7 protein-coding genes are annotated in these 11669 nt (G+C 47.1%); 5 read left to right on the forward strand and 2 right to left on the reverse strand.

All coding sequences use genetic code 11. The features are described from left to right. Positions 1–346: 346 nt before the first annotated feature. Together DDR33_RS17875 and DDR33_RS17880 are read right to left on the reverse strand one after the other, a co-directional pair. Entirely contained in the window at positions 347–1075 is a 729-nt protein-coding gene (locus tag DDR33_RS17875) for a response regulator transcription factor (RefSeq protein ID WP_109417168.1), read from the reverse strand. A 3-nt stretch (positions 1076–1078) separates the two neighbouring features. Continuing rightward, positions 1079–2497: a sensor histidine kinase gene (locus tag DDR33_RS17880; RefSeq protein WP_109417169.1), complete on the reverse strand. Its 1419-nt coding sequence runs from the start codon at positions 2495–2497 to the stop codon at positions 1079–1081. A 214-nt stretch (positions 2498–2711) separates the two neighbouring features. Between DDR33_RS17880 and DDR33_RS17885 the strand changes: the two genes are divergently transcribed. From DDR33_RS17885 to DDR33_RS17905, 5 genes are all read left to right on the forward strand, one after another. Continuing rightward, positions 2712–5867 (forward strand): SusC/RagA family TonB-linked outer membrane protein, encoded by a 3156-nt coding sequence (locus DDR33_RS17885; protein ID WP_109417170.1) that lies wholly within the window; start codon positions 2712–2714, stop codon positions 5865–5867. A 40-nt stretch (positions 5868–5907) separates the two neighbouring features. Continuing rightward, a complete protein-coding gene (locus DDR33_RS17890) occupies positions 5908–7803 on the forward strand; it encodes a RagB/SusD family nutrient uptake outer membrane protein (protein WP_238387851.1) in 1896 nt (631 codons plus the stop codon). A 12-nt stretch (positions 7804–7815) separates the two neighbouring features. Beyond that, complete coding sequence (locus DDR33_RS17895) at positions 7816–8991, forward strand: DUF5000 domain-containing lipoprotein (protein ID WP_109417171.1); 1176 nt, start codon at positions 7816–7818, stop codon at positions 8989–8991. Between the two features lie 35 nt (positions 8992–9026). Continuing rightward, complete coding sequence (locus DDR33_RS17900; protein ID WP_109417172.1) at positions 9027–9737, forward strand: DUF4998 domain-containing protein; 711 nt, start codon at positions 9027–9029, stop codon at positions 9735–9737. 107 nt (positions 9738–9844) lie between these two features. After that, positions 9845–11275: an alpha-L-fucosidase gene (locus DDR33_RS17905; RefSeq protein WP_109417173.1), complete on the forward strand. Its 1431-nt coding sequence runs from the start codon at positions 9845–9847 to the stop codon at positions 11273–11275. Positions 11276–11669: the final 394 nt, after the last annotated feature.

An 11669-nucleotide genomic window follows, 5' to 3' on the forward strand; every position in this document is an offset into this window, starting at 1 on the left:
TCTTAACAGGGAAGAATAGGGATATTCTTCCCTGTTTGCTTTTATACAGGTTAGGGACTGATTTGCTCACAGAGTGAAGATTATCCCTCCGTCCTTTGTATATTCTTTCACCCGAATGTGCCCTGAATGTACCATAAGTGCACCATGAGTGCACCTTTTTCAAGTTAAAGGTGCACTCATGGTGCACTTATGGTACATTTACTGTGCTTTTGGTTCGAAGAGTTTAGAGCCCGTGGGCAGCGGATGCATATGAAGTTCACAGATCAGTCTCACAGCAGTCTGCCTTGCGGGGTGAACGTGATTTAGCATGAAATGGCTTGAGACGATTACTACCGGGCCTGCTGAGTCAGGAAATAGCCTGGTATTCTCTTACGGTAAAGATAAAGCCTACGCCGTATACATTATCAATACTTACAAGATCCGAATGTTTTAAGAGCTTTCTGAGGCGTGAGATGAAAACATCCAGGCTTCGCCCAAGGAAATAGTCGTTCTCACCCCATAGCTGAAGAAGGATATATTCTCTTTTCAGGATCTTGTTAGGGTTCCGGCATAAGTATTCTAATAATTCGGCTTCCCTCAAAGTAATGGACACCGGTTTTTTGTCGGCGATCGTCAGGGTAAGAAGATCTTTTTTGAGGATGATATCTCCGGTTGATACCAGTTGTTCTTCCTGTTCTTGGCCGGGTGTGGCCACAGGGTTATGTGAATGTCTGCGGATGATATTCTTAATCCGGAGGATCAGCTCTTCTATGTCAAATGGTTTGCTTATATAATCATCAGCACCGATTTTCAGTCCCAAAAGGCGGTCTTGTTTTTCATTCCGGGCTGTCAGGAAGAGAAAGGAGGTCTCCGATTGGAATTGCAGGATTTGCCGGGCCAGATCGAAGCCGCTGGTATCCGGAAGCTGTACATCGATGATCAGAAGATCAAACTTTCCCTGATTATGGGTAAATATCTGGATGGCGTCCTGTCCGTTCGTACACCAGGTGACCTCAAAATCCATGATCTCCAGGTATTGTTTCACCACATTCCCCAGGTCGGTTTCATCTTCTATAAAAAGGAGCTTCGTCTTCATGTTTTACTGGATATAGATGGTGAATTTGCTTCCCTGCCCTTCTTCGCTTGATACGGAAATCTGCCATCCGTGTGCGTCTGTACATTGTTTTACGTAGAAGAGCCCCAGTCCGAGGCCAGCCACTGAACTCATTTTGCTTTTATTTCCCCTGAAAAATTTCTCAAAGATATGCTTTACATGGCTTTCTGAGATCCCGATCCCGTTATCTTTTATCCGTATTTCCGTACCCTGTTTGCCCTTTGCGGTTGTTACGCTGATCTCTTTGCATGACTTATTATTGTACTTGATCGCATTATTGAAAATGTTGTTAAGCATTGTCGTAAACCAGAACCTGTTAAGCTGTACAGTTGGGATATTGTTCTCTTTATTGAACGTGATGGTTACCTTTTCGTCAGTGAGTTTAAGCCTGTAATCCAATAAAATTTCCTCCAGTATTTCATTCAGGTCGTATTCTTCTTTCTCGAGTGTGGCACCGCTGATCTTGGTAATGTCCAGCACCTGGTCAAAAAGGGTTTGCAGGCGGAGGGTCTGGCGTTCTATCACATCTGTGAGGTTATCAATATTTTCTTTCTTTGAGGAGATCTTCTCGTTCTGAAGACTTTTATTGGCTACCATGATAGTAGAAATAGGGGTGTGAAATTCATGGGTGATGCTGTTGATGAAGTCCGACTTCATGTCGGCAAGCTTCTTTTGTCTGAGCCAGTTTCTGAACGTGATGAAGTAGATCACGGTGACGGCAAAGATGACTAAAAGAGAAAGCACGAATGTTAACTTCATCTGCGATAATACGCGGAAGAAGCGGTCGTCGTGATCTGCGAAGAGGTAAAAGGTCACCTGGTAAGCGTGCCGGTAAGACATGCTGACCGTGAGACGGGTTATTTCATTTTGCAGGTTGGGGTTCTCCAGTGTTCCGCTTATAATCACTCCGGGAGGTGCGTTTTTGATATCCGGACTGATGAGCTTGTAGTTTTTGTCAAACAGGTTAATGAACTTTGTTCCGTCAAAAGTTATTCCGACAGATTCGATGGTCAGCAAGTAGCTGAGATCTTTGCTGAGCTTGTTTTTTGAAACGATCTGGCTGAACACGCTGTCCATTGTGCTCTTTTGGCGCAGTTCGGTGATCAGGCTGTCTGAAACTCTTTCACTGAATTTATAGAACTCTTTGCGGTCGGTTTGATAGAGCTTCTCAAAAAAGTTCATATTCCGGCTCAGATAGTGCTCTATAATAGGGGTACCACCGGGAAATACCTTATCGTTGGTAATGCTGGTAGTATAGCTCTTATCTATAACACGCCTTTCTTCGAGGTTGTATTGCCTGTTTTTTAATTCGTACGTATTGTAAATAAGTATGTATTGTACTGCTGCCAGTGCCAGAAAACTCGTTAGTGCTATTATTTTATAAATATTCAGGGAGGAATTCACAATTTCTTCTGCCTTTTTTTATAAAAGTATCAAAACCTCCTGAGATTTTGCTCCCGTTTACTTTCTGTTAACAAGTTATTAAATTTTCATTAGGAACGCCCGATAGATGTAAGGCATAACTTTACAAAAGAAGCTGGGAGAGAAAGGTTTTCAGGGAGATCAAAGCGATTCTGCATAGTTGCCGCAAAAGAAAAATCCAAACAATTTAATAAATATGAAATGCAATTTTACCAGTTTTTTATTGTATTACAAGTGGGCCCTATGCCTGCTGCTCTTGTTCTCCATGGGCAAGGCGAACGCGCAGAATACCGGCCGGCTGACAGGAACGGTGGTAGACAGTACAGAGAACTTCCCTTTGCCGGGCGTATCTGTCATGATCAAAGGCAGCAGGCAGGGGGTATCAACTGATGGCAGCGGAAAATTCTCGTTTGAAACCTCCGAGCCGGGTCTCGTATTAGTTTTCTCCTTTGTAGGCTATAAACGCCAGGAGGTGTACGTTGAAAAAGGGAAGTCGACGCTTGTCAGGCTGCCTTCTTCCGCCAACACCATGCAGGAAGTCGCGGTAGTGGCCTATGGTACCCAGAAAAAGAGTAGTTTGGTCGCTTCCATTACCACTATTGACCCTAAGGAACTGAAAGGGCCGACCAGCAACCTGACGACTATGCTGGCAGGCCGCCTGTCGGGGGTGATCGGGTATCAGCGTACCGGTGAGCCGGGGGCCGATAACGCACAGTTTTTCATCCGTGGGGTAACATCCTTTGGTACGGGAAAGGTAGATCCCCTGATCCTGATCGACGGGATGGAATCGAGCGCGACCGATCTGGCAAGGCTTCAGCCGGATGATATCAGTGCCTTTTCGGTACTGAAGGACGCGACGGCGGCCTCCCTCTATGGCGCCAGGGGTGCTAATGGCGTCTTGCTGATCACAACCAAATCGGGGAAAGAAGGGAAAACAAACTTCAACGTCAGGTTTGAGAATTCCTTATCAAGCAACACCCGGAATTTCGATTTTGCGGACAACATCACCTATATGAACCTGGCAAATGAGGCCCGGGTAGCCAGGCAGAATGATGCGGAGCTCGTGTATTCGAGGGAAAAGATCGACGGCACAATGGCCGGCCTTGACCCATTGAAATATCCGAGCAATAACTGGCTTGACCAGATGATCAAAGATTATACGAATAATCAGCGCCTGAACATGAGTTTAAGCGGAGGAGGGAAGACTGCCCAGTATTACGTTTCCGGAACATACAATGTTGATAACGGGGTGCTGAAAGTAGCGGACATGAACAATTTCAACAGCAACATCAAGCTGAAAAACTACTCTATCCGCTCAAATGTCAATATCCAGCTGACTTCTTCTTCGCAGCTTATTGTGAGGACGTACGGCCAGTTTGATGACTATAACGGACCGGTAGATGGCGGGGCGAATCTGTTTGAGCAGGCTCTGAAAGCCAATCCGGTTGCTTTTCCGATCATGTATCCATCGTCGTATGCGCCCAGGCTGAAGCATTATTTGTTTGGCTCGGCCGAGTATGTGAAAGGGGTGAACTATGCGAATCCCTTTGCCAATGCGGTGAGAGGATATAAGCAGTACAGTTCTTCTTCGATTAATGCGCAGGTGGAATTTAAGCAGGATTTCAGGTTTATAACCAAGGGCTTGAGTGCGAGAATGATGGCTTACACAGACCGCAACTCTTATTTTGATGTGATCAGACAATATGATCCTTTCCTGTATACAGCCACCCGGAACGTGGTAACCGGAGATCCTTTGCTGGTGAACCTCCACGAGGGACGCGAGTACCTGAATTATACGCCGGGGGATAAAACCGTGGTGACCACCGGGTACATTGAAGCGGCAGTCAACTATAACCGCACGTTTGGCAAGGATCATTCGCTTTCGGCAATGGTGATTGGCTTGCAGCAAGGGATTCTCAATGCGAATGGGAATGATCCCGATACCAGGCAGCCAAGCCTCCAGGCATCCCTGCCTAAAAGGAACCAGGGTGTTTCAGGTAGGATGACCTATGGCTTTCGCGACAAATATCTCGCGGAGTTCAACTTTGGTTATAACGGGTCTGAGCGGTTCAGCCAGAATCATCGCTTCGGTTTCTTCCCCTCAGCCGGACTTGCCTGGAATATTTACAATGAGAAGTTCTTCGAGGGCTTAAGAAATACCATCACACGGCTGAAGCTCAGGGGAACGTATGGACTGGTCGGGAATGATCAGATCGGCAAAGACAGCGAACGCTTCTTTTACCTGTCGAATGTTAACCTGAATGATCCGGGAAAGTCGGCCACTTTTGGTGAGGATTTCAACTACAGCCAGTATGGTGTCTCCGTTCAGCGTTATTCCAATACAGATATTACCTGGGAACAATCGCGGAAGGCCAATGTGGGGCTGGACATTGAATTCAACAACTCATTGTCTTTCGTGATTGATGCCTTCCGGGAGAGGCGCTCCAATATTCTCATGGAAAGAAGTACTCTGCCCAATACGATGGGACTGAATGCTATTCCAAAGGCAAATGTGGGAGTGGCAGAGGGAAAAGGGGCTGAAGTTCAGTTCAACTATAACAAGACATTTAACCGGAATGTCTGGCTGCAGGGAATGGGAACATTTACGTTTGCGGCGAGTAAACTCCTTGAAAATGAAGAGCCCGATTACCCGGAGGCGTACAGGTCGAAAGTAGGATATTCTTTATCTCAGCAGTGGGGACTTATTGCCGAACGGCTTTTTGTGGATGATACGGAGGTGGCCAATTCCCCCGATCAGCAGTTTGGTCTGGTGAGAGGCGGCGACATCAAGTACCGGGATGTGAATGGCGACGGACGGATAGAGGGGAACGGCGACCAGGTGGCCATTGGATACCCAACGACACCTGAAATTACCTATGGATTCGGCTTCTCCATGGGCGTGAAGAATTTTGATTTCAGTGCTTTTTTTCAGGGCTCGGCACGTTCCTCCATTTTCATAGAGAACTCCAAGATACAGCCTTTCCTATATGACTCAGGATTTCAAACGGGGCTTCTCCGGGAGATCGCAGAAAGTCACTGGTCTGAATCCAACAGGGATATTTATGCATTCTGGCCGCGCCTGAGTGACCAGGTGATTCAAAATAACCAGTGGACCTCGACCTGGTGGATGCGCAACGGCTCATTCCTGCGCCTGAAAAATGTGGAAGTAGGTTATAGCCTGCCCGAAAAGCTGCGTAAGCGCACGGGGCTCTCAAACTGCAGGCTGTATGTCAATGCATCCAACCTGTTTGTGATCTCCGGATTCGATATGTGGGATCCTGAAATGGGCGGTAACGGGCTTAGTTATCCTGTTCAGCGCGTGTTGAATTTCGGTGTGAACATGAGCTTTTAATCGTGATAAAAAGAAAATACTCTTTCAATAAGATTCTCTAATGAAAACAAGAACTACGTTAACAAGAGGGCTGTTCAGAATCATGTCAGGGATTCTTTTACTGACCATGTATGCTGGTTGTAAAGACTTCCTGGACGTCATTCCTGATAATGTCGCCACGATAGATAATGCCTTCACCCTGAGTACGGAGGCTGAAAAATACCTGTTTACCTGCTATTCATACCTCCCGCCCGATGGCGAGATCAGCCGCGATCCGGCGGTACTGGGCGGAGACGAATACTGGATGGACAGGGCGTTCAGAAATTTCGATCAGACGAATATGCAGATCGCAATGGGACTGCAGCGCTCAACAGATCCGTACGCCGGCCTTTGGCCGGATATGTATAAAGCTTTAAGAGACTGCAATATATTCCTGGATAATGTCCGCAATGTTCCTGACCTGGAGCCTGCCCGGATGGTGAGGTGGGAAGCTGAGGTGAAATTCCTGAAGGCCTATTATCACTGGCGCCTTCTGCAGATGTACGGGCCGGTGCCGGTAATGGATAAGACATTGCCGATCTCGGCTGAGCTGGGAGAGATACAGGTACCGCGTCAGCCGGTAGATTCAGTTGTGAACCTGATCGTCAGGCTGATAGACGAGGCAGCACCAGGATTGCCAATTGAAATATTGAACAGGAAAGAGGAGCTCGGCAGGGTGACCAGGCCCGCGGCACTGGCGATAAAAGCACGTGTGCTGGTTACGGCCGCCAGTCCTTTATTTAATGGCAATACCGATTACGCAGGCTTGCGTAATAAGAATGATCAAACCGATTTGTTCAATCAAACAGCCGATGCCGGGAAATGGGAGAGGGCTGCGATGGCCTGTAAAGAAGCAATTGCAGCTTGTGAAGAAGCCGGGATTGAATTATACAGGTTTAATGATCCGGTGGTGCAGCTTCCCGACGGGCCGCTTAAAACACAAATGGACATCCGGAACAGTATCTGCCAGAGGTGGAACTCCGAACTGATCTGGGGAGCTACGAAATGGTACGGCGACCAGACATTGCAGCGTTATGCTATGCCCCCCTTAAATCCTAACTTCCCCGATAACCGGTCGAATATGGGACAGCTGGCGCCTACACTTAAAATAGCAGAGACTTTCTATACGAAGAACGGGGTGCCGATTAGGGAAGACAAAACCTGGAACTATGCCGGAAGATATACTCTCAAAGTAGCCAGCGATGCCGATGAGCCGTTTATACAGCAGGGTTTTACTACGGCGGTGCTTCATTTCGACCGCGAACCAAGATTTTATGCATCTGTGGGTTTCGACGGGGGCAGATGGTTTATGCGCGACGGAATGTACACAGTCTTTAACAAGGTAGGAGAGACCCAGGGAAAGAAAGGAAATGAAGGTTATTCCAGCACCGGGTTTTTCTCAAAGAAGCTGGTGAACTGGAATTACGTAATCAAGGAAAAGCAGGACATCTCGGTGGAGAGTTATCCCTGGCCGATCATGCGTCTGGCCGATCTGTACCTGATGTATGCCGAGGCCATCAACGAATGGCACGGGCCTGATGCCGATGCATATAATTACATTAATAAAGTGAGGGAACGTGCAGGCCTTAAATCTGTGCAGGAGTCGTGGTCTTTGTTTTCTACTCAGCCGACAAAGTTTGCCACCCAGGCGGGCTTCAGGGAAATCGTGAGGCAGGAGCGCCTGATCGAGCTGGCATTTGAAGGACGCAGGTTCTGGGACCTGAGAAGGTGGAAAACATCAGTGGAGGAACTGAATCAGCCTTTAATGGGATGGGATGTGCTCCAGGATAACCCTGAACAGTACTACAGGACTAAATTACTGTTTAATCAGTCCTTCAGGGTGAGGGAAAACCTCTGGCCCATTAATCAGAACGATATGTTGATAAACCCGAACCTGGTTCAAAATACCGGATGGTAAATAGTGATTGATATGAAAAGAATTTTAAACTCATTTTTTATATGTCTGACAGTAATGGTTGCCGCGTGTAAGAAAGATATACACGGGCCGCTTACTTCCGATGGTGCTACTCCGGGGGGTGTCGGTAATTTTAGTGTCGAGAATCTTCCGGGGGCAGCCAGAATAACGTATACCCTGCCGGAGAATGAAGATGTATTGTATGTGCAGGCAGAATATGAAAGGGTCGATGGACAAACTACGAAAAGCAAGTCTTCTTACTATAATAATTATGTCCTTCTGGAAGGGTTCAGGGACAGCACCGAACGTGAAGTGCGGGTATCAGTGGTCAGCAAGAGCGGGAAGCAGTCGGCTGTGGAGACCGTGAAAGTAAAGCCCCGCATGTCTCCGATCTTCCTTGTCAGGAAAAGCCTGCAGGTGAATGAAGATTTCGGTGGCCTGCATTTTTCCTACCAGAACCCGGTTGGAACAGATGTGGCAATCGTCACGCTTTCTGATACGTCGGGGACTTATGAACCGGTTAATACATACTATTCGAAGTTAAAGACGGGAACTTTCTCCATCCGAGGCTTTAATGCCGAATCAAGAAAATTCGGCTTTTTTGTCCGTGACCGCTGGGGCAATAATTCGGATACCCTTTCGCTGACGATGACCCCTATCCCGGAAGTCAGGCTTGACCGTTCGAAGTTCAGGCAGGTGATCCTTCCGGGGGATGTTCCGGCAGAGACCGCATGGGGAGACATGAGTATCCCGAGGTTGTGGGACGGATCAAAGGATGGCTGGGATATGTGGCATTCGGCACCTCACGACATCCCGATGTGGATTACCATGGACCTGGGAGTATCTACCCAGCTCAGCCGGGTGGTAGTATGGCAGCGGCAGGACGAAACGCGCTATATGTTCTCACAGAACAACGTAAAGAAACTGGAACTGTGGGGAACGAACCAGCCCGCTGCTGATGGCAGCTGGGACGGATGGACGAAGCTCGTGGAGCATGAAGTGATCAAGCCTTCCGGTTTACCTATCGAGACAAACAGCGCCGAGGACATCACGGCGGCCCAGAACGGAAGTGAGATCATTATGCCTTTTCATGAGCCGGTAAGGTATATCCGGGTAAAGGTGATCGAGATATTTCAGAAAGGGGGAAGGCAGGCGAATATCGCAGAGATTGCCTTCTTCGGAAAAGGCTAAGGTCAATTTTATTGTCAACAATCAATCAGATAGAAATGATAAGATATATTAAATATATGGCTGTTTTGCTTGGTGCATTGGTTTTGTGGAATGGATGTACGAAGGAAGACGAATATAAAAAGTACATAGAGGGAGGCGAAAGAGTGTATGCAGGGCGTCCGGATTCCCTGCATATTCATTCGGGTAAGAACCGGGCGATGCTGTCGTGGCTGCTGATCGCCGATCCCAAGATCGTGAGCTCGAAGATCCGCTGGAATAATGGAAAAGACTCGCTCCTGGTGCCGGTTACGCGGACAAGCGGGATAGACACGATTGAAGTGATGATCGGCAACCTGCCGGAAGGTACTTACAATTTCGACGTGACAAATTACGATAAGCTCGGGAACGTATCTGTTCCGCGTTATATCTCGGGAAAGACCTACGGGGAGAAATATGAGAGCTTTCTTTTCAACCGGGGGATCCGCGTTACCAGCAAGATCATGAAGGGGCCTGAAGAGTTCAACCTGATGATCGTGTGGAATGAATATGTTGCAGACCTGAAGGATTTTATGGTAGCCACGGTGGTGTCGTATATCGATATATTTGGTGTTCCGCACCAGGTAAAAGTAGATGCAAAATCGAATGTTCCGACCATCCTTCCTGATTTTAAGGCAGGTGAGTCATTTTCTTACCGTTCCCTGTATCTGCCCGACTCGCTTGCTATCGATACGTTTGCAACAAGGCCGTCTACGGTAAAGATCGACTGATTTAGATTTCGTTAACATTATGTTAGGTGTTCATTTAAATCTTTTGTTCTTTCCCGCGGGTACTTTTGGAAATGAATCACAGATATATCAAGTTTTAATTTATTCACATGCTTAGTTTAAGAAGAATCAGTACATCAATCTTTCAGGCAACAACGGTGTTGTTGCTGATGAAGGTTCCTGCGGCAGTTGTTGCGCAGGAAGTTCCCAGGGAAGCGAAGCCGCTTCCCGAGTTGCAGCAGCATTTTGTTGACCTTGCTTTCGGGATGTTCATCCATTATAATATCCCAACCTATATGGAAGATGACTGGGCAGATCCGGACGCTTCACCCGCCATCTTTAATCCCAAAAAGCTTAATACCGACCAATGGGCGGCAGCGGCTAAATCCGCTAATATGAGCTATGGCTGCCTCACGACTAAACATCACAGTGGTTTTGCCATCTGGGACACCAAAACGACTCCGTATAACGTGATGAACAGTCCGCTAAAGAAGGATGTGGTAAGAGAATATGTAAATTCTTTCAGGAAAGCCGGGCTGGGTGTGATGCTATATTATTCGATCCTGGATACGCATCATAAGCTGAGGCAGGGACATATTACGCCTGCGCATATTCAGTTTGTGAAGGACCAGCTGACAGAGTTGCTGACAAACTACGGGAAGATTGAGGCCCTGATCATCGACGGGTGGGATGCTCCCTGGTCGAGGATCTCCTATGATACGGTTCCGTTTGAGGAGATCTACAGGCTGATCAAAACGCTGCAGCCTGAGTGCCTGGTAATGGATCTGAATTCAGCTAAGTATCCGGGAGATTTCCTGTTTTATTCGGACATCAAATCGTACGAACAGAACGCAGGACAGCATATCTCCAAAGAGAACAATAAACTGCCGGCGATGTCGTGCCTGCCTCTTCAGGCTAACTGGTTCTGGAAAAGTTCTTTCCCCCAGACGCCGGTAAAGGATGCGGATAAGCTGGTCAATGACAATCTCGTCCCCTTTAACAGTGCATACTGTAACTTCATGCTGAATGTGGCGCCGAACAGGGATGGTTTGATCGATGAAAATGCCCTTGTTGCTCTTAAGAAGATGGGAGAACTGTACAAAAGACCGACGCATCTGCCGAAGGTACCGGTGGCGACAGCGCCCATTATATCGTCTAACCTGGCAAAAAAATGTGCCGTGAACGGAAGCTGGAGCAATGATATGTGGCTTATGGATTTTGCTGTGGATGACGATTATGGTACGAATTGGTTATCACATCCATCGGTTAAGCAGCCATGGTTGGAATTTGACCTTGGGAGAGAGACGGCATTTAATACGATTGTGATCACTGAAAATTCTCCTAATGTTTCGGCATATTCCATTGAATATTTTTCGGGGGGGAAGTGGTACCCTCTGCTGAACGGAAGTCAAAGGGAGCGTATTAAGGTGAACCGCTTTGACCGGGTGTGGGGAAGTAAGATCAGATTCAATATGAAAGATTTTCGTAAGGCTCCGGAGATTGCGGAATTTGGAGTGTATAACGAAAGGCGAAGGATGTGAGGGGCAGCCCTGCATCTGTTGCTATCGAAGAAGGCGTCCTGGTTAACGGGACGCCTTCTTTTGTTATTACGAAAAGCCAAAACCGGTTATCAACCGAAAAGATGAAATCCTTTGTTGTTGTAACGGTCGTTGTCTGTATTTCAGATTAATTTCTTTTTTCTTAAAAAAAAGTAAAAAATAATTTGGAATATAAACCACTAGTAATTAGCTTTATCAAAAAAAAGTTTATCACAATCAAAGAATAAAATACTTGTCGCCCGGTTAACGCCGGACCCTAATTAACCAGAAAGAAAAATCCAGCCATCATATGTTTTCAAAGCACCTTATTGGATGCCTCCTGCTGTTGAGTGCAGGACTATTCGGCAGGCTTCACGGCCAGTCCAATCCCGTCAGC

Source organism: Pararcticibacter amylolyticus (assembly GCF_003130405.1).
Classification (GTDB): Bacteria; Bacteroidota; Bacteroidia; order Sphingobacteriales; family Sphingobacteriaceae; genus Arcticibacter; species Arcticibacter amylolyticus.

Excerpts from the sequence above, each read along its gene's own strand:
- DDR33_RS17890 (WP_238387851.1), top strand. The coding sequence starts at position 5,908 with ATGAAAACAAGAACTACGTTAACAAGAGGGCTGTTCAGAATCATGTCA.
- DDR33_RS17875 (WP_109417168.1), bottom strand. The coding sequence starts at position 1,075 with ATGAAGACGAAGCTCCTTTTTATAGAAGATGAAACCGACCTGGGGAAT.
- DDR33_RS17885 (WP_109417170.1), top strand. The coding sequence starts at position 2,712 with ATGAAATGCAATTTTACCAGTTTTTTATTGTATTACAAGTGGGCCCTA.
- DDR33_RS17900 (WP_109417172.1), top strand. The coding sequence starts at position 9,027 with ATGATAAGATATATTAAATATATGGCTGTTTTGCTTGGTGCATTGGTT.
- DDR33_RS17905 (WP_109417173.1), top strand. The coding sequence starts at position 9,845 with ATGCTTAGTTTAAGAAGAATCAGTACATCAATCTTTCAGGCAACAACG.
- DDR33_RS17895 (WP_109417171.1), top strand. The coding sequence starts at position 7,816 with ATGAAAAGAATTTTAAACTCATTTTTTATATGTCTGACAGTAATGGTT.